At 59.8% G+C, this 19,393-nt stretch carries 16 protein-coding genes and 1 pseudogene; 7 read left to right on the top strand and 10 right to left on the bottom strand.

The window, feature by feature from the left end; translation table 11 throughout:
* Window positions 1-245: 245 nt before the first annotated feature.
* The gene (locus RCF49_RS18935) at window positions 246-1,136 is read left to right on the top strand and encodes a MurR/RpiR family transcriptional regulator (protein ID WP_342641342.1); all 891 of its coding nucleotides are present in this window, start codon (window positions 246-248) and stop codon (window positions 1,134-1,136) included.
* Between the two features lie 7 nt (window positions 1,137-1,143).
* Here the strand turns inward: RCF49_RS18935 and RCF49_RS18930 are convergent, their stop codons facing one another.
* The 9 genes from RCF49_RS18930 to RCF49_RS18890 all read right to left on the bottom strand — a co-directional run bounded on the left by RCF49_RS18930 (window position 1,144) and on the right by RCF49_RS18890 (window position 10,805).
* Window positions 1,144-2,364: a CaiB/BaiF CoA transferase family protein gene (locus RCF49_RS18930; RefSeq protein ID WP_342641341.1), complete on the bottom strand. Its 1,221-nt coding sequence runs from the start codon at window positions 2,362-2,364 to the stop codon at window positions 1,144-1,146.
* Between the two features lie 17 nt (window positions 2,365-2,381).
* A complete protein-coding gene (locus RCF49_RS18925) occupies window positions 2,382-2,921 on the bottom strand; it encodes a flavin reductase family protein (RefSeq protein WP_342641340.1) in 540 nt (179 codons plus the stop codon).
* Between the two features lie 26 nt (window positions 2,922-2,947).
* Window positions 2,948-4,324 carry an LLM class flavin-dependent oxidoreductase gene (locus RCF49_RS18920; protein ID WP_342641339.1) on the bottom strand — a complete coding sequence of 459 codons (1,377 nt, stop codon included), beginning with the start codon at window positions 4,322-4,324 and terminating at the stop codon, window positions 2,948-2,950.
* A 46-nt stretch (window positions 4,325-4,370) separates the two neighbouring features.
* The gene (locus RCF49_RS18915; protein WP_342641338.1) at window positions 4,371-5,567 is read right to left on the bottom strand and encodes an ABC transporter ATP-binding protein; all 1,197 of its coding nucleotides are present in this window, start codon (window positions 5,565-5,567) and stop codon (window positions 4,371-4,373) included.
* On the bottom strand, window positions 5,567-6,379 hold the full coding sequence (locus RCF49_RS18910; RefSeq protein WP_342641337.1) for an ABC transporter permease: 813 nt from the start codon (window positions 6,377-6,379) through the stop codon (window positions 5,567-5,569). Before RCF49_RS18910 ends, RCF49_RS18915 begins: the two co-directional genes overlap by 1 nt.
* Window positions 6,376-7,287, bottom strand: a complete 912-nt coding sequence (locus tag RCF49_RS18905) for an ABC transporter permease (RefSeq protein WP_342641336.1) — start codon at window positions 7,285-7,287, stop codon at window positions 6,376-6,378. The genes RCF49_RS18910 and RCF49_RS18905 overlap by 4 nt, the downstream gene beginning before the upstream one ends.
* Window positions 7,288-7,309: 22 nt before the next feature.
* Entirely contained in the window at window positions 7,310-8,338 is a 1,029-nt protein-coding gene (locus RCF49_RS18900; protein WP_342644240.1) for an ABC transporter substrate-binding protein, read from the bottom strand.
* 99 nt (window positions 8,339-8,437) lie between these two features.
* Entirely contained in the window at window positions 8,438-9,244 is an 807-nt protein-coding gene (locus RCF49_RS18895; RefSeq protein WP_342641335.1) for an enoyl-CoA hydratase/isomerase family protein, read from the bottom strand.
* A 7-nt stretch (window positions 9,245-9,251) separates the two neighbouring features.
* Window positions 9,252-10,805 (bottom strand): class I adenylate-forming enzyme family protein, encoded by a 1,554-nt coding sequence (locus RCF49_RS18890; protein ID WP_342641334.1) that lies wholly within the window; start codon window positions 10,803-10,805, stop codon window positions 9,252-9,254.
* Between the two features lie 191 nt (window positions 10,806-10,996).
* On the opposite strand from RCF49_RS18890, the pseudogene RCF49_RS22485 reads away from it, so the two are divergent.
* From RCF49_RS22485 to RCF49_RS18870, 5 genes and pseudogenes are all read left to right on the top strand, one after another.
* Window positions 10,997-11,248, top strand: a pseudogene (locus tag RCF49_RS22485) (TetR/AcrR family transcriptional regulator); the annotation flags it as partial.
* Between the two features lie 111 nt (window positions 11,249-11,359).
* Window positions 11,360-11,707, top strand: coding sequence for a hypothetical protein (locus tag RCF49_RS18885; RefSeq protein ID WP_342641333.1), 348 nt, complete (start codon window positions 11,360-11,362; stop codon window positions 11,705-11,707).
* A gap of 39 nt (window positions 11,708-11,746) precedes the next feature.
* A complete protein-coding gene (locus RCF49_RS18880) occupies window positions 11,747-12,343 on the top strand; it encodes a nitroreductase family protein (RefSeq protein WP_342641332.1) in 597 nt (198 codons plus the stop codon).
* 52 nt (window positions 12,344-12,395) lie between these two features.
* Window positions 12,396-13,556 (top strand): thiolase family protein, encoded by a 1,161-nt coding sequence (locus RCF49_RS18875; RefSeq protein WP_342644239.1) that lies wholly within the window; start codon window positions 12,396-12,398, stop codon window positions 13,554-13,556.
* A 374-nt stretch (window positions 13,557-13,930) separates the two neighbouring features.
* Complete coding sequence (locus RCF49_RS18870; protein WP_342641331.1) at window positions 13,931-14,101, top strand: hypothetical protein; 171 nt, start codon at window positions 13,931-13,933, stop codon at window positions 14,099-14,101.
* Window positions 14,102-14,426: 325 nt separating this feature from the next.
* Here the strand turns inward: RCF49_RS18870 and RCF49_RS18865 are convergent, their stop codons facing one another.
* Complete coding sequence (locus RCF49_RS18865) at window positions 14,427-14,606, bottom strand: hypothetical protein (RefSeq protein WP_342641330.1); 180 nt, start codon at window positions 14,604-14,606, stop codon at window positions 14,427-14,429.
* A gap of 477 nt (window positions 14,607-15,083) precedes the next feature.
* Here RCF49_RS18865 and RCF49_RS18860 point away from each other — a divergent pair, with 477 nt between their 5' ends.
* Window positions 15,084-19,127 carry a choice-of-anchor I family protein gene (locus tag RCF49_RS18860; protein WP_342641329.1) on the top strand — a complete coding sequence of 1,348 codons (4,044 nt, stop codon included), beginning with the start codon at window positions 15,084-15,086 and terminating at the stop codon, window positions 19,125-19,127.
* Window positions 19,128-19,393: the final 266 nt, after the last annotated feature.

Raw genomic sequence — 19,393 nt, 5'->3', positions numbered from 1 at the left:
TCGGCCAAGGGTGCACCGATAGGCACACCTGCGCGGAACGCCCCCATAACTTCGGCCCAGAGCCCCGATTAGGCCGCGGCCAGGTACTGGCATTGCAGCGTTGTGAAACAAATTTGTCAATAACATAAATTTAGAAAATTATGGTTCTTGGGAAAGGCACCAGTGCGCCCCCGCCGATTCCCGATGCCCAAAGCAACAGCTCTCTTGTAGAGAGGGCCAATGGGAAGGCGCACGCGAGGAAAAGCATGGATCGGAAATCACTCCAGGACCTCATCGAACAGAGCTATCCGACATTGACGCCGCAGATCAGGCGCGCGGCCAAGTACGCGCTATCGGCCCCAACGGAGGTCGCGCTGTATCCGATGCGAACCGTCGCGCGAAATGCTCATGTCAGTCCCTCGGCACTGGTGCGGCTGGCCAGTCAGCTAGGTTTCAACACCTACAATGATTTTCGCGACGTCTTCCGGCAGGAGATCTCCCGCAACCAGGGCCCTGCCCGTTACGCCGCAGATGCCGAGCAGCTGATTGCCTCGCGCGGGGAGGAGCCGCTCACGGAGAAGGCACGCGATGCGATCACCAGCATGCTCGCTCTCACGGCTGAGCAGTTCGGCCCGGAACTCATCTCGAACATCGAGGAGGCGGCTGCTTCTATTTCAGAAGCAAAGTCGGTCTATCTGATCGCATTCCGCAATAATCACGCGGCGGCTTTCTTCTTCTACTACGTGGCACGCCTGCTTCGAAAGGGCATCGTCCTGGTCGAAGGCAGCCACGGCATGCTGGTCGACGAGCTCAGCGCGATGGAACCGGGCGATTGCGCGCTCGTGATGAGCTATGAACCCTATGCCTTGGACGCGGTGAAGGCGGCTACCATCGCCAAGGAGGCCGGCGCCAAGGTCATTGCACTGACGGACAGCACCCTGTCGCCCATTGCGCCCGGCGCGTCGCACGTGCTGGTCACGCCGCGGGTGAGTGTTTCCTTCTATCAATCATCCATTCCGACCATGGTCGTGCTGGAAACGCTGATCTACTTCCTCGTCGCTCGCGGAGGCTCGGAAGCGGTTCAGCGTGTTTCGAAGGAGTTCCAGCAATTGGCAGCGCACGGCATCTATTGGGACGAGGGTCCAAACCGGCTGTGAGATCGCGTCAGACGACACCCTTCACGCGCAACCGCTCGATTTCTGCTTTGCCGAACTCCATTTCTTCCAAGATTTCCACGGAGTGCGCCCCGCATCGGGGTGGTGCCGACAGGGGGCGCTGATGACGTGACAGGCGCACGGGGGCATCTGCAAATGCCACCGGCTCAGAGATCTCAGGCACTGCAATCGTGCGGAAGAAGCCAGCCGCCTGGAAGGGCGGATAGTTCAGAGCTTGCCTGGGCGACAGGACGGGACCTGCGGGAATTCGCGCGTTCTCCAATGCCGAGAGCGCTTCAGCCGACGATCGGGTGGCGCACCACTCGGACATGAGCTTGCTAAGCTCCTCACCATGCTGTCCGCGCGAGAAATCGCTGACAAAGCGAGGGTCGCTCAAGAGGCCTGGCTGGCCGACGAGCTTCACCCAGCGGCGGAACAGCGGATCACCGACGATCTGGACGATGATCCAGCCATCGGTTGTGCGATAGACGTCTGAAGGGCCCGATACCGGGCTTCTGTTCCCGGTGGGCGTTCTAGTTCGGCCGCAAAGCGCCTCCTCCAGGATGACCGCATTCATCATCGACAGGGCAGCGCCCATGAGCGAGCCTTGCACGTGTTGCCCTTCTCCAGTGCAAAGCCACTCAATGTAAGCAGCCAAGGTGCCGAATGCGGCTGCCACAGCGGCAGCATAATCGACATAGGTCACCTGGGCTCGCGCCGGGCGACCGGGGTAGCCAGAAATCGCCAGAACTCCGCTCATGGCCTGGCCCAAGCCGTCGAAGCCGACTTTGTCCACGTCGGGGCCGACCTCGCCGAAGGTATTGATGCTGGTCAGGATGATGTCGGCGCGCCGGCGCTGCAGCGCAGCATAGTCCATTCCGATCTTGGTCAAGGCGCTTGGCGGGAGGTTCGCAACAACGATATGGCTTCGCTCTGCGAGCCTTGCCAGAATTTCCCGCCCTTCCTGCACCGAGAGATCAAGAGCAATGGAACGCTTGTTGCGATTGGCGGCGAGAAACATCATGCCGTCGCCTTGGCCCGGCGGTGGCATTAATCCGCGATCTTCACTGCCACCGATGCGGTCGACGCGGATAACGTCAGCCCCGAGATCTCCCAGCAGGGTTGCGCAGAAGGGGCCCGCCACATACCTGCCCAGGTCGAGCACGCGGACGCCGGCCAGAATGGGAGGTCGGGCTTCTCCAGTGTCATTCGCCGAATTTGCGGATGTCATTGCTCTGCCTAACCCATTTACGCTACGTCCACGCTGAACCGCCCATATTGGCCGGAGCAGTAGACCAGCGGATCCGCGGCTGTCTGGGTCCAGGCTTCCTTCACCGCGCCTAAGAAGACTGCATGGCTGCCGTAATGCACGATCTCGTGCGTCTCGCAGAAGATCGCGGCCTGAGCCCGCGTGAGATAGGGGATATTTTCGAAAGCGGCGTGCGCTCCCGCGTAGGTGACCCAGTCACCGTCTTGGAATCGGTCGCTCATCAAGGGCCGGCTAAACTGGCGGCTTGTCGCCTCGTGCGAAGTGCCTAGCGCATTCACACAAAATGCCTTGCGGCGCGTCAGGGCATTATAGCTCGATGCGGACCGGTTGATTGCGATGGCCAGCATCGGCGGATCCAGCGAAATCGACATCACCGCGGTCGCCACCATCCCGAACAGCTCGCCGGCGTCTTCGGTCGTGATGATGGTAACCGTCGAGGCAAATCCGCGAAGACTTTGGCGGAAGACATCGCGGGTTGGATGCTCGCCGGAAGGCGTGGAAATCACATCGAAGGGCATAGGGAGCGTCCAGTGCTTGCGGAGCGTCAACTGGCCACGTTCATGGGGCGAACGGCGTAGCGATGCTGGACTGGAGGCAGTTCGAGGTTCTCCCGCAATGTGCGCCCCTCGTATTCGGTCCGGAACAGGCCCCGCCGCTGGAGTTCGGGAATGACCAGATCGACGAAACGCTCGATCGCACCCGGGGTGTAGGGGGGAAGGAAGATGAACCCATCGGCCGCTTCGTTCAAAAACCAATGTTCCATGCGGTCCGCAATAGCCTCCGGGGTGCCAACCATTCCCATGTGCCAATAGCCTTCCGCAATCGCCTCATAGAGACCGCGCACAGACAGCTTCTCGCGTTGGACACGATCAATCAGGTGCTGAGCCGCCCGGTTGTGCGTCTGGAAGTCCTCGTATCTTGTCCCACCCGTCAGCGCTCCTTCCGGTATGGGCTCATCCAGCGGCAGATGAGAAAGGTCGCCAAACAAAGGCAAAATCATCCCAAGGCCCATCTCGGGATGAATGAGCGCCTGCATCTGTCCAAATACATCCTCCGCCTCCTGCTGCGTGCGGCCGACGAATGCCATGATACCAGGCAATATTTTGAGACTGTCAGGATCGCGGCCGCGGGCGGCAAGTCTGCGCTTCACAGACTTGTAGTAAGCATGGGCGCTTTCGTAGTCGGGCTGGCCAGCATAGAGAACATCCGCCACATCGGCCGCGAGATCTTGTGAAGCATCTGAATCTCCCGCAGTCACGATCAAAGGTCTGCCCTGAGGGCATCTCGCCACATCGAGCGGTCCCCGAACCGAGAAATGTTCGCCCTTGTGATTGGGAAGACGGAACTTGCCGAGGTCGAGATAAATGCCGCTTTCCTTGTCGCGGATGAACGCGTCCTCGTCCCAGCTGTCCCAAAGGCTCTGGACGACGTCGTGAAACTCCCGCGCTCTCGCATAGCGCTTGGCGGAGTCCGCAATGGCCTCGGACCCAAAATTCCGCGCCTCATCGGCGCTGAAGGAAGTCACCATATTCCAGCCGGCCCGTCCGCGGCTGATATGATCAATGGTCGCGAATTTCCGCGCGAGATCGAACGGGTGATTGTAGGTTGTAGAGGCCGTCGCCACGAGGCCCACATCTTTCGTCAGCGGCGCGAGAGCGGCTAGCAGCGTCAGAGGTTCGTGCTTTACGATGTGGTGGAGCCGTTCGCGGGCAAGTTTCGGATCGTCGAGATCACGGGTCGCGGCGACATCGGCCAAGAAGATCATGTCAAACTTGCCCCGCTCTGCAAGGCGAAGCGAATTCACGAAATGTGCAAATGTCATATTGCCGTCGGCGGGCACGTCGGGATGACGCCAGCACGCCGGGTGATAGCCTAGATTTCCGAGTGAGAGCGCTAGTTTTATTTGCCGCTTTCTAGACATGCGTTTCGCCTCCAGAAGCTTGAAGCCTGGATATGGGTAAAGGGGCTCAAGCGGGGACCACGATCGGGCAGGTGTCGCCCCAGTGGCACCAGACATGTTCTCCGATTTCGAAATCAGACCGGCCGTGGACGAGAGCCTTCAACTGCCAACCGCTCTCAAGACGCACCGTCGCTTGCTGAAACGGTCCTACGAAGGTGAGCGCCAGCAGCTCGGCCTTATAGTTGCTGTGTCCGCTGATGGGCGCCTTCGATAGATGGCAATCCTCCGGACGAATGGCCACGACCAGTTGGTCGCCATTGAGACTGGTGCTGTGCATCCTGGTCCGCAGCCGGAGGCCACAGGTCGTGACCGCAATTCCCTCTCCGCTTGCGAGCCGATCGATGCGCTCCACGTGTCTCGAGTTTGAATCTCCAAGAAATTCTGCGGCCCAGAGCGAGGGTGGCGAGTGATAGAGGCCGCGCGGGTTATCATTGGCCACGATTTCCCCATCACGGGCGATCACGATACGATCGGAGAGGGTCATCGCCTCTTCCTGATCATGCGTGACATACAAGGTAGGCACCTTGGTTTCCTGCTGGATCCGGCGGATCTCGTCCTGCAAGGTTTGACGCAGGCGCCGGTCCAACGCCCCAAGCGGCTCGTCCATCAGCAGGAGATCAGGTTCGAACACGAGCGCGCGGGCCAATGCCACGCGCTGGGCTTGGCCTCCTGAGATTTCAGAAGGATAGCGATCCGCGAGACTGCTTAGGCCAACCAGGCTCAGGAACGCCTTGACCTTCTCCTGTGCTTCTTTGGCCGCTACTTTCCGGACCCCAAGCGGGAACGCGACATTCTCGGAGACAGTCTTGTTTGGAAACAGCGTATATCTCTGAAACACCATGCCGATGTTGCGTTGATGCATCGCTGTCTTGGTCACATCGGTCCCGTGAGCAAAGATCTGACCAGAATCCGGTCTTACGATTCCCGCGGCGATGTTGAGAATGGTTGTCTTGCCCGACCCGCTCGGGCCGAGCAGCGTGACAAACTCAGCGGGACCGACCGTGAGATTTGTGGGCTTCAGCACCGTCAGATGGGCATAGGATTTGGAGACGGCGCGCAGTTCCAGGGCCGCCGGTTGCGTGCTGTCCGGCTTACGCTGAACGTTCGAACGATGCGCCGAAGCCAATCCGCTCGGTGCCGCTGCCTCTGTGGTCACCATATCACCATTACCGACGTCGCTGAGGGGCTGAACAGATGTTGGCATCACAGACTCTCGACGCGTGCAGGTTCAGTGCGCCTCCGCCTCGCTCGTTGAACCAGCAGCGAGAGACAGCCAAGGAAGATCGTAAGGGCCATCAACAGGGTGGCAATGGCCGTGAGCGAGGGGCTGATCAGCTCCTGAAGATAGCCAAACATCCGGCTTGGCAATGTTGGGATGATCGTTGGCCCCACGAAGACAGACAAGGTGACCTCGTCCCACGAGCTGATGAATGCCAGCAGCAGAGAGATCACGACAGCGCCGGCAACATTCGGCAGGACAATTTCCCGGATAATCTTCGGCCAACGCCCACCTAGCGAGCTTGCGGCTGTCCAAAGCAGCGGGTCAACGCCTTCGAAGGCGGCGATAAATACGATCACCGTCAGCGGCAGTGCGAGACATGCATGCGCAAATGCGAGCAATATCCCGCTCCCGAGCTGCTGGATATAAAGCAGCATCGAGAAGAGGCCCGTGGCCAGCACGATGTGCGGCGCGACCATGGGGAGCAGCAGGAAAGCTCGCGTCGAGGACTTCACCTTGCCGTAGCGGAAGTGCGCCAATCCCACAGAAAGGCCGGCGATCGTCGCGACCAAAGCTGCCAGGAAGCCAATCTTCGCAGAGAGCCAGGCGGATGACAGCCATTCCCCGCTGCTCAATACCTCTTGGTACCAACGGAGGGACAGATCAGTGGGCGGGAACGACAGCGCTTCCGAAGGGCTGAAACTGGCCGGCACCATTATCATCACCGGCAGAAACAGGAAGATCACCAGCAGCAAGCAATAGGCCCACCCGACCAGCTGCAACGGGTTCCGGTTCATCGCGAAACCTCCTCGGTGGCTCGCCGGAAGGAGCTGCCCGTGAGCTTGAGCGCGATCCAGGAGATGATCAGCAGAGCGAGGGTGAGGAGCGTTCCCGTGGTGGCAGCCAGGCCACTATCGTAGCGCGCGCTCAGGTCCGATTTCATTTTCATCCCGAGCATGGTTTCGCCCGGTCCCCCCAAGAGGGCCGGCGCGACGAAGAAGCTCGAGGCAATCACGAAGACGATCAGCGCGGTCGTCACCACGGTAAAGCGCACCTGCGGCCAATAGACGGTGCGAAACACGGTTGATGTCCTTGCGCCAAGTACACGAGCCGCAGTGATCAATTCCCAGTCAACTTTTCTCAGACCAGAAACAAGCAGGATGCATGCATAGGGAATCATGAATTGGACCATTGAGATCAGCACGGCTCCGCGCGTGTAGAGAAGCGGAACTGGCCTTTCCGTCAGATGGAGACTAAGGAGCAGGTCGTTCACCGGCCCGCGCATACCGAGCAGGACCTGCCAGGCGTAGGATTTCACCAGTATCGAAATCCAGAGTGTCGAGGCGATCAGGCCCATAATGATGCCTGCCCAGCGGGATGATTGCGCTGCCAGAAAAGCTGCTGCGGGGAGCGAGATCGCCATGCTGGCAAGGGTCGTCCATAGGGCGATGACCACGGTGTTCCAGAAGATCCCGGGGTAAGGAGGTTCCGTCAGGACGGTGATGTAATTGGCAACGGTCCAGGACTGGCCGCTGCGAAACGATTCGACCAAGGCAATGACAGTCGGACCGATGACAAAGCCGAAAACGAGCAATATGGCGGGCGCGAGGAGCAAAACTCGCATGGTCGGCAGGCCTGACAAAGCGACCCTTGCCAGCACATTACCCGCTCGTTGATCGTGGCTGCGCAGTTCAAGCATTGCCATCGGTCCGTCTCCCGTCGACCGACTATTTCGCCAGCCAGGCGTCCCAGCGAGCCTGAGCTTCGGCGATATGCTCGGCCCACCATTCGGCGTTCACAACCGACGCCAGCGCCACGTTCTCGGGGCTAGCTGGCAATCGCTTGGCGACTTCCGGATCGACCAGGGAGACGACGTTCTTGTTGCCGCCGGTATAGCCGGTGAGCTTTGCAAGTTCCGCCTGACGGTCAGCTCGCTGCATGAAATAGAGCAGTGCTTCGGCGGCGCGCTTGTGCTGCGCTCCCTTCAGGATGAAGGTATAGGATGTGTGCAGCAGCGCCCCGTTCCAGGTCATGGCGACGGGTCGCTTCTCACTCAGAGCCCGAGCAACGCGGCCATTCCACGTAGAGCCGGCTGCAAACTCGCCGTTGGCGACACCCTGCACCGGCTGATCGGCCGAAGTCCAAAACGCCCGAATTGCAGGCCGCAATTGGTCCAGTTTCTTGAAGGCGCGATCAAGATCGAGTGGATAGATCTGCTTGGGATCCACCCCGTCCGCGAGCAAAGCCATGACCAGCGTCATGGGGCTGTTCTGCAACATTCGCGCGCCGGGGAACTTTTGCGTGTCCCAGAAGTCCGCCCAGCTGTTCATCGGTGCGGACAGATCTGTCGAGTAGACGATGACGTCCGAATAGGGCGCGGCCCAAGCGCCATAATCATTGATCGAGCCGGGGATCATCTCATCTTTGATCTTGTCCCAGAATCCATCGGGCAGCTTCTCGAATAGGCCGTCCTTCAGCCCGAGCGGGAACTCCTGATCCGAGACGGTTGCGCCGATGTCCCATGGCGGTGTGCCGCTGGCCACAAGCTGGCGCAGCTGGGCAAAGTTCCGCGCGCCGGTGACATGGGTCACGTCGATGCCACATTCCTTCTCGAACGGCTCAAAGAAAGCCTTCTCGATGGCTGCGCCGTAGGAGCCGCCGCTCGACTGGAAATAGACCTCATCCTCGGTTGGCTGACCATCGGGGTGGCACCTCTTCTGTTCAGCATGGACAGCCCCGCTGAACGCAAAAACCACCCCCAACGTCAGTAATCCCGCCAATATATCCCGTGATTTCGACCTGCCAAAAAGCATCCTCATAGCTACCCCTTCCCTGGCTAGGTTGTTTTTTACCCTCTACTTGTTTGAGTAGAGAAATTTGCCCTCGCCGATGCTTTCACCGTTGTTCTGCGAGAGGCCTAATCTCTGCATCCGGTAAAGATGCTTGGTCAAAGCCACAGCATCGAGACGCGAGAGGTCCATGCAACGATAATAGGCTTCCATCTCGATGCGCACGCCGATCGGGTCATGTCCCGCGACGATTTCCGCCGTTTGCAAGGCGGTCTTCATGAGCTCATCCGGCTCAACGACTTTGTTGACCAGGTGAAACTCCAGCGCCTGCTCGGCCGACATCGGTTCGCCCGTCAACAGCATCCACATCGCCACAGAATGAGGAATTTGCCGTCCGAGGCGCGTCGTTCCGCCCGCGCCGCCCATCCCATAAGCAATCTCGGGAAAGCCGAATTTGGCAGTGGTCGAGGCGATGCGCAGGTCGGTGAGATGGAGCAGATAGATCATCCCCTGCCCCAGGCACCAGCCATTGATTGCGCCAATGATCGGCTTGAACCGTTCCAGCATGAGCACGTCGCGGGACCATGCGAACGTCTCTGGCGTGTCGCCTTCTCGACGATGTGGCCATAGATGGTCGGCGAGCTGCTCCTCAGGTGAATGCACGGACTTGTAGTTTGTCTTTATGTCGTCACCCGCACAGAACGCTTTCTCGCCGGCGCCCGTGAGAATGCCGCACCGCATCCGATCATCAGCAATAAAGTCTCGAATTGCCAAATATAGCTCTTTGTGCATTAGCGGCGTCAATGGATTGACGCTGCCATTGGCAATGGTGAACGTGGCGATACTGCCTTCTTTTTTGTATTCCAATCCCATTATATTATCACCGCCATACCCCTTCGACGCGATCATACGCGCCCATTCTCAGATCAGCCTGCTCCTTCAAAAGGATGTGCTTGGCGATCCTGTCCGATGGTGTCTTGGGAAGCTCTTGTTTGACTTGCACGTACCGGGGCACCTTGAAGGGTGCGAGCCTCGCGCTGCAATGCGCGAAGAAGGCATCGAGCTCGAACCGCTCACCGGCGCGCAGGACGAGAACCGCTTTGACCTCTTCGCCCCTGACAGGATCCGGAACAGGGATCGCTGCAGCCTGCTCTATCGCCGGGTATTCGAGAAGCACGGCCTCGATTTCGCGCGCCGCAATATTCTCGCCGGAGCGCCGGATCATGTCCTTCAGACGGCCAACCAGGTAATGGAAGCCTCGCTCGTCCTGCCGAAAGAGATCGCCGGTACGAAACCATCCGCCGGGGCGGAACACCTCGGCATTGGCTTCAGGCTTGTTCCAATAGCCAAGCATTATGCCGGGGCCTCGCACCCAGAGCTCGCCGGCTTCACCCTGCTTCACAGGTTCACCGTTTCCATCCCGGATCGTTGTTTCGCGAAATGGCGAGGTCACTCCGCAGGTCCCCGTGCCGACCATGTCGTCTATGTCGAACGGCGTGATCAAGGCGGATCCGACCTCGGTCATGCCGTAGCCCTCGCGTGCCTTGAGGGCGAACCGCTTTTCGAGGGCAGAGTGCATTCCCGGCGACAAACCGAACACCACCGCTGCCTTCAGCGGGTTGTCGGCATCATCCTGCCGTTCGGGTTGCTTCATCACGATTTCCGGAAAAATGCAGAAACCGATGTCGTAGCGGCGCACCCAATCCATAAAGCGGCTCGAGGATGCTTTCTCAGCGACGAACAACGTGCCGCCGATACGCATGGTCATGAGCAGTAGCCATTGAGGGTCCATGTAGTAGAAGGGCTGTGCTGCCAGCACATTGCATTGCTGATGGCGCAGACGCTCGGCAGTGACGATCGACAGCGTCAACCAGTAGCGATGGGTGAGCATGCACCCTTTTGGAAAGCCGGTCGTGCCGGAGGTGTACTGAATGTTGAGGAGATCATCGCAAGCAACCGCGCGCGGTGCCTCGTTTTCGCCCGCGCGTTCGAGCAGACGGGCCCAGGCATGCGTCCCCTCAACGGCATCCCCAATCAGGACAACCTGGAGATCCTGAAGGATCGCTGCCGTCTCGGGCTGCTCTCTAAGTTTCTCGTAAAGCCTGGTCGTGGTGACGAAGACGGACGCGCCGCTGTCGCGCACGACATAGGCCACCTCCCTAGGCATGTAAGTCGTATTCACCGGCACCATCGCCGCGCCGATGCGGGCAAGGGCCAGCCAGGATAAAGGGAATCCGGGAATATTGGGCAGCATGACCGCCACCCGGTCGCCCTGGCTCACACCGAGATCGCTGAAGCCTCTGGCGAGTGCCTGCGTGCATGCTGCAAGCTCGGCGTAGCTGATGGCCGCACCGTCCGCGATGAACTGCCAGGCTGGCTTGTCACCGTATTTCGCGGCAGCGCTGTCGACGAAGCTGCCGACGGAGGCGGGCAAGGCAATCCTCTCGCAGCGGTCTCGGAAATCTTGGATGACGGCCATCGTCCCCATTGGCCATGTGTCCCTGAAGGCGTTCACATCAGCCTCGCCGTGTTCGAGTTAACGCGACGGCGAGGAACCAGACTTGGTAAACTCAAACTTGCAGCAAAATACGAATGTGATATCACTGTCATATTTTTGGAGGCAGCGTGTCAACAGGATTTTCTCGCCCGAGCGCGTCAAACGAACCAAATCGGCACGCTATTCCGGCGGGCGCTTTTCGTTTCGCCGGCCATCTTCGCGAGCAGCTCGCGCATTCGCCACCCGCGCGAAAGTCCGAGCGGACGCGCGCCTCTCTCGAGATCGCGGCAGCAGAGCTTCTTGAGACCGGTGGCTTTCACCAGCTCAAGATCAGTGACATCTGCGCACGCGCGCAGTGCGCACACGGGACCTTTTATCGGTATTGGCCGGACGGTACGGCGGTCACCTATCAGGTCCTTTCTCACTTCCTAGATGTAATACGACTGCGCAGACCTCGTGCTCTCCCGAACACCTCTCTCTTCGACCGCCTCGTGGCGGGGCACCGCTATTACGTCGAAGTCTACCGGCTCAATCCAGGCCTGATGCGCTGCCATATGCAGCTCGGCGATCAGATGGCGAGCTTTGCGGAAATGGGCGACCGCGCAAATCTCGGGCTGGCCCGTCGCATCGTGCGCGCCTTCGAGCAAGAGGGGATCCCCTTGTCTGGGCCGAACACCGACAATCAGCGGCTTAGCATGGCCATGGCCTGCATCGGCCTGGTCGACAGTCTGCTGCGCGACATCTTTCTGCACAATATCGATATGGGGATGACCACGGAGGAACTCGCGCATCAGCTTTCCTTGATCTGGTACCGGGCCTTCCGGGCCTGCGATCCATAGGCATTCCAGGCTATTTCAGCTGTCCGGAGCTCTATTTTCATGCCTACTCTCTCTCGAAAGGCTGATCATCCAATCAATCCGCTGTTCCTGGCGCGATGGTCGCCGCGTGCGTTTTCTGAGGCACCCATTCCGGAGCGCGAGCTCTTCCAGCTGTTCGAGGCTGCTCGCTGGGCGCCGTCGGCCTTCAACGCCCAGCCCTGGCGATTCCTGTATGCCCGTCGGGACACGAAACACTGGCCAGCCTTTCTCGACCTTCTCCACCCATTCAACCGGGTGTGGGCGCACCGGGCGGCTGCCTTGGTTATTGTCCTGTCGCGGCGCGAAATCGTATCCGCCCGCGATGGCAGCCGAACAGCATCACATAGCCATTCCTTTGATGCAGGCGCTGCAACAGCCTATCTCGCCCTCGAAGGGGCGCGTATTGGCTGGCATGCTCATATGATGACGGGTTTCGATATCGAAGCCGCCGCCGAACGCTTGAACATACCGAGCGATCATCGAATTGAGGCGGCGATCGCCATCGGCCGGATGGGCGATCCGAATTGCCTAGACGAGAAGCTGCGCAGCCGGGAAAGCCCCAATGGCCGGCTAGGCACGAGGGAATTGGTTTTCGAAGGGCCTTTGCCCGTGTCATGATCAGTGATCTCGGGCAATGGAAGCAATAGTCAATTTCGTAGGGGAAAAGCTCATGGTAGATGCGGTGATCGCCGGCTATGTTCGCACGCCATTTCACTTTGCGCGCAAGGGCCCGCTTCAAGAATTACGACCCGACGACATGGCCGCAATCACCCTTGCCGCGTTGGTAGAGCGAACGGGGGTTGATCCCAACGCGCTTGAAGATGTGCTGATGGGCTGCGCTTACCCCGAAGGCCCGCAAGGCAATAACATCGCGCGGATCGCCTCGTTGCTGGCCGGTCTTCCGCAACAGCTCGGTGCCGTCACTCTCAACCGGTTCTGCGGCTCGTCGATGTATTCCATTCATGTGGCCGCAGGTCAGATCGCCATCGGGGCGGGAGAGGCCTTCATCGCAGCCGGTGTCGAAAGCATGAGCATGGTGCCCCAGCGCGGCTTGAATTTTTCGCCCAACCCGCGGTTTCGACGCGCCGATCAGCCCGATGCCGAGCTGATGACGGAAGCCTATATTCCCATGGGAGAGACCGCGGAGAACGTGGCCAAGCGCTATCGCGTGTCGCGGGCCGATCAGGAACGCTTGGCCTATGAGTCCCAGATGAAGGCCGCGGCAGCGCAATCGGCGGGCCGTCTCGATGAGGAGATCGTGCCGGTTCGCCTGGCTGATGGCACCGTCGTTGATCGGGATGGCTGCCTGCGCCCATCGACCACCTTGGAAGGCCTGGCCTCGCTGAAGCCCGCGTTTCGCGAGGATGGAACCGTCACGGCGGGAACGGCATCGCCGCTGACCGATGGCGCCGTCGCGGTTCTGGTGACCTCGGAGGATTTCGCCCGCAGCCATAATCTGGCGATCCTTGCGCGCATTCGCGCGTGCGCGGTCGCCGGCGTTGAGCCGGAATATATGGGCATCGGGCCTGTGCCGGCGGTGCGGAAGGCTCTCGCCCGCGCGGGTCTCGGCATCAACGATATCGATGTGGTCGAGATCAACGAGGCGTTCGGCAGTCAGGCGGTTGCCTGCATGAATGAGCTCGGCATTGCGCGGGAGCGGGTGAATATCGACGGTGGTGCCATCGCGCTTGGTCATCCCTTGGGGGCAACCGGCGCCCGGATCACGGCGAAGGCCGCACAGATCATGAAGCGAGACGGCAAGCGCTTTGCCCTTGCCACGCAATGCATCGGCGGCGGCCAGGGCATTGCCACGGTTCTCGAGGCGGTCTGATGATCCTATGCGGGGGCCGGCGGCCGTCAGTCCGCTCATGAAAACGGATGGCGGAAAGCTGCCACTCTGTAGCCGACCCCCGTCCCTGCACTTCGCGAGAATGTGACGCCAGTCTTTGTTGCCTTGAGCCCCGCTGCAGCAATGTCGGCGCGGCTCGAACGCCTCTGACGCCAGCAGATCAGCGAACGACTGGCGCTGACCCCATCGAGGCAATAGGCAGGAGGAAAAGTCCGCGCTCGTCCCAAGCCTTGGGGCTGACGATCCTCTCAGCCCAAACCCTCCGCTTGCTCAAGCTGGTGACGCCATTCGAGGAGCGCGGCGTTACCCGCGGCAGGAGCTATGGCTATTCAACACGGTCATTGAGCCGGGTTGGAATGGCTATCTCACGCAATGCGGGCCTGATGATCAATGCAGGCGATCCGATTGCGCAGGTGGTGTTTCAGCGCCTCGATGAGCCGACCGTGCTGCCCTATGACGGCAAGTATCAGGATGCGCCTCCCGGCCGGCAGCCGGTGATTTCGAGGAGGGTTCACTATGACCGCTGATGAGCTGGTGAGAACGCTTGCAATGCTTCTGGCTGCCCAGTGATACGGTAAGGAATCGCCATTGGAGCGTACGCTGGAAGACGACGGCACGGCAGATTATGGCAAAACGTGCTGGGGAGAATGGGCGCCGGAGGCCAGGAGCATGCTCCTTTGTATTGATCGCCTCGGCTACTGCATCATGCCGAAAGAGCCAACATTCGAGATGTGCAAGGCATCCGGACTGCCATAGGAGAATCCACCATTCCCAGGCCGATATCACGCCATGGTCCAAGAAGGCGCTATCAAGCTGGAGAAGGCGGGATGAGAGATGCAGATCCGATTGGCCCTAGTGAAAGCGGTTCTCTGGGAGGAGGCGAAATGAAAGCTCCGAGCGCTCGTCGCGGAAGGTGCGAACATTTCGGGCGCGCGTGTCTTTGACGGACACACGCCTTTCGAGATTATCGAAGCTCGCGTGAACGAGCTCATTGAGCAATTCGAGAGCGATGGCCTCCATGAAAAAGCGCACGGAAACCGCCTATGTCCCAGCCGCTGGCCCACAGCAAGCACCGAAGCTTATCGGGTCAATTCACACAGGACACTGACGCGCGTCCCAGGACCGATGCTCTGTGGCTGGGCTGACGGTCACCGCGACGAGATCGCGACCATGCCGCCATGGGCTCGCGGATGGATCCGTGCAACCCGGTTTGGCGTTCGGCTGACTGCCCTTCTTCCCAAGGTCAATCGCGAAGTTTCTCTGCGCCAACCGCAATAGGAGCCGGTTGGCTCTTCTGCTACCGCGTCGGCAGTGATTTCGGCTCTCCACGTCATCTGCGTCACTCTGTAAAATTCGCTCGACAGGATTCGGCGCATAACAGCCGTCCCCATACGTTCGGCCGCTTCTTATCTCGGCGTCATGCCCCCGTAATCTTCCCGTTCCTAGATTGCGCGCCGAACAGAACTCAGCAGAGCCGCTCACGGCGATCATCGCAACGAGGGAAGCGTTATGTCGATCTCCGTCACCCAGATTGGTCATTTTCCGAATATTGCCGGCGGCGCCTTCGACGAAGGGGTTGCCGAGATCGTCACTTATGATCCGAGCACGCAGCGCCTCTACCAGGTGAATGGACGCGATCAGACGATCGATGTGCTCGATGTCTCGGCGAATGGCGCACCGACGCTTCACAGTCGTATCTATTCAGGTCCGGTGAACAGTGTGGCCGTGAGCAATGGCCTGGTTGCCGCAGCCGTGCAGTCGGAAGATCCGCTGAGCAATGGCAAGGTCATCCTGTTCACGACGGACGGTTCTTTCGTTGCGCAGTTCGAGGTGGGTGTGCTTCCCGACTCTCTCGCGTTCTCTCCCGATGGAACCAAGATCGTTGTCGCCAACGAGGGCGAGTTCGTCGAAGAAGGCGATCCGCAGGGCTTGATCAGCATCATCGACCTTTCGGAAGGGGCGGCCGCGGCAAAGGTGACGCATGTGGATTTCACGGCGTTTGACGGCCAGGAAGATGAGCTTCGGCAAGCCGGTGTCCGGCTTCTCGGCGAGACTGTCTCGCAAAGCATCGAACCCGAATATGTGACGATCGATGCCGATGGAAAGCGGGCCATGGTGACGCTGCAGGAGAACAACGCCGTCGCTATGATCGATCTGGAGAACGGTCGTCTCGTCGATATTATCCCGGTGGGGCTGAAGGACCACAGTGCACCGGGCAATGGTCTCGATGCCAGCGACCGCGATGGAGGGATCAATATCGCGAACTGGCCGATCGTCGGCATGTATATGCCGGATGGAATCGCCTCCTTCGAGATTGATGGGAAGACCTATTACGCGATCGCCAATGAGGGGGACGCGCGCGGCGAAGAGGTCCGGATCAAGGATCTCGAGCTTGACCCCGGGCTTTATCCGAATGCGGAGGAGATTCAGCAGGACGAGAATATCGGTCGTCTCGAGGCATCGAGCATCGATGGGGATTGGGATGGCGACGGCAAGATCGATCTGATCCATGTCTATGGCGGGCGCTCGTTCTCGATCCTCGATGAAGACGGCAATATGGTTTTCGACAGCGGCGATGCGTTTGAGCAAATCATCGCCGAGCAGTTCCCGGAGCAGTTCAACTCCGGCCATGACGACAATGACAGCTTCGATAGCCGCAGCGACTCGAAAGGTTCGGAGCCGGAGGGCGTCACGATCGGAAAGATCGGCGACCAGACCTACGCGTTCATTGGTCTGGAGCGCCAGAGCGGGGTCATGATGTATGACGTGAGCAACCCGCTCTCACCAAGCTTTGTGAAATTCATCAGCAATCGCGATTTCACTGTGGATGCGGAAAGCCCCGAAGCGGGCGACCTTGGCCCCGAAGGCATCCTCTTCATTCCTGCCGAGGATAGCCCAACGGGAGAAGCGCTGCTGGTCACCGGCAATGAGGTGAGCGGAACGACGTCTGTCTACGAGCTGAGGGATACGGAGACCCCTCCGGAGGAAGAGAATTTCACCCTGCAGATCCTGCATGCTTCCGATTGGGAAGGCGGGGTTGCGGCCATCGATCGTGCCGGCAATTTCGCAGCGATCGTGGACTACCTGGAGGATCAGGAAGAGAATTCGATCACCCTCTCCTCAGGTGATGGATGGATCCCAAGCCCGTTCTATATCGCTGGTGGCGATCCGGCCATGGCCGAGACTTATAACGCGGTTTACAATCAGCTGTTCGGGCTGAGCGGCAACGAGGCTTATGCGGCGCTCACAGCGGCAGCCGGACGGGCCGATATCACCATCCAGAACATCATCGGGGTGCAGGCGGCCGCATTCGGCAATCATGAATTTGATGCCGGAACCGGGCCGATCAGGGACATCATCGGCGATGCGCCAGGTGGCACTGCCGGTCTCGCGGATGATGCGTGGGTCGGCGCGATGTTCCCCTATCTCTCCTCCAATCTCAACTTCAGCGGCGACAGCAATCTCTCCGGTTTGTACACCGATGAAATCCGGGACGCGGCAAGCTTCGCCACCGATCCCTCGAAGGCAATCGCGCCGTCGACCATCATCACCGAAAATGGCGAGAAGATCGCGGTGATCGGCGCCACTACCCAGATGCTGCCAGTCATCTCCTCGCCCGGTGGCGTGAGCGTCGACGGCGGCACGGGCGATGACATGGCGCTCCTGGCGGCGCAGATTAATGCGGAGGTGGAAAGGCTCAAGGAGGCCAATCCAGATCTCAACAAGATCATCGTGACCTCGCATCTCCAGCAAATCGCGCTAGAGAAGGAGCTGGCGCCATTGCTGGACGATGTGGACGTGATCGTCGCAGGAGGATCACATTCCCTGCTTGCGGACGAGACCGACGAGCTGAGGCCGGGCGATACGGCGGACGATACCTACCCGATCATCACCCAGGATAAGAACGGCAATCCGCTGGTGATCGTGAACACGGATAGCGAATATTCCTATGTCGGACGGCTGGTCGTCGAGTTCGATGCCGATGGGCATCTCGTGCTCGAGTCGCTCGATCCAGAGGTCAATGGCGCCTATGCCACCACGGATGAGACGGTGGAGGAGCTCTGGGGATCCCTGGAGGATGCCTATGCACCGGGTACAAAAGCCGATCTGGTGGACCAGGTGATCAACGGCGCTGACACTGATGGGGACGGCGATGCGGATACGGACGGTATCGCTGATATCATCATAGAGCAGGACGGCAATATCTTCGGCAGGACCTCGGTCTATCTCGAGGGACGGCGCGGCGAGGTGCGCACCGAAGAGACCAATCTCGGCAACCTCACGGCGGATGCCAATCTGGCGGAAGCGCGCAAGGTCGATGCGGAGGTGGTGGTTTCGATCAAAAATGGCGGTGGTATTCGCGATTCGATCGGCACCATCACATCGGAGGGCGGGAATGCCGAAACTCGCCCTCCCGCCGCCAACCCCGAAGCCGGCAAGTCGGATGGCGAGATTTCTCAGCTCGACATCGTGAACTCACTTCGTTTCAACAACGCGCTCTCGATCGTGACGATTACGGCTGAGGGTTTGCGGGCCGTGATGGAGCATGGGTTTGCGGGTGTGGCGGATGGCGCGACGCCCGGTGCCTTCCCGCAGATCGCCGGCATGGAGGTGAGCTTTGATCCTTCACGGCCGGCCGGTGAGCGGATCCAGAACCTCGCGATCGTCGACGAGCACGGCAAGCCGGTGGAAGTGATCGTCCAGGACGGTGCGATCGTGGGAGATCCGGATCGCGCTCTCAAGGTGGTGACGTTGACCTTCCTCGCCGAGGGAGGTGATGGTTATCCCTTCGAAAGCTATATGCTCGACCGGACGGATCTTGGGGAAAGCAATCTCGGTGACGGCGCCGCCACATTCGCAGAGGCCGGCACCGAGCAGGATGCGCTGGCAGAATATCTGGCCGCCAATTTCTCGGATGAGGCGTATGGCGAGGCCGATACGCCGCCCGAGGAGGATGTCCGCATCCAGAACCTGGCCGTACGGGATGATGCGGTCCTCGATGGTCTCGATGATGGAGAGCCGGAGCCGGAACCCGGGCAGATCATCAACGGGACCGGCCGGAACGACGAGCTCGAGGCTGGCAGCGGTGATGATGTCATCACAGGCAAGAGCGGCTCCGATCTGCTGAATGGCGGTGACGGGAATGACAAGCTCTACGGTGATAGCCAGATTGACCGGCCGGTCCTCGCCGGTCTGATAGGGCTGTTCGGAGGCCTTGGCGGCTCAACGGATGATCGGCTGAACGGGGGTGGGGGCGATGATGTGCTATCTGGTGGTGCCGGCAGTGACACGTTCGCCTTCGATCCGAATTTTGGCAAGGACATCATCGTCGATTTCCAAACCGGCCAGAGCGGTTTTCTTAGCCGGTGGCTCGATCTGCCCTCGGACATCATCGAATTCGATGCGGAGCTCTTCGCCGATTTCGACGCTGTGATGGAGGCCAGCGAGCAGGTGGGCCAAGACGTGGTGATCACCTATGACGAGGGCAGCACGCTGACGATCGCGAATATTCGCCTCAGTCAGCTCTCTCACGACGACTTCCGCTTCGTCTGATCCCAGAGCGCTCTACTGCTCCAACATCTGAGTCCGGCTCATTAACGAGCCGGACTTGTCTATTTTTGTGCTCAGGCCGAATGACGATCCGGGCATATATTATCTGTCGATCAGGGCAGGCATAGCCGAAGGTCAGCCGTTCAATCGGTAGCCATGGCAGGCGTTCGGCACGGGCAGGTTGTCTCTCTGCTAGTGCCGTCGAGAGGCGGGGTGAAGTTGATCGTTGTCGAGATAGAGGAATGGTGCGAGGGACCCGGCTTTGCCGA

Origin of the sequence: Rhodoligotrophos sp. CJ14, assembly GCF_038811545.1 — a bacterium.
GTDB lineage: Bacteria > Pseudomonadota > Alphaproteobacteria > Rhizobiales > Im1 > Rhodoligotrophos > Rhodoligotrophos ferricapiens.
Note: the sequence above shows the minus strand (reverse complement) of the source record. Positions and strands in the feature narration are given on the sequence as shown.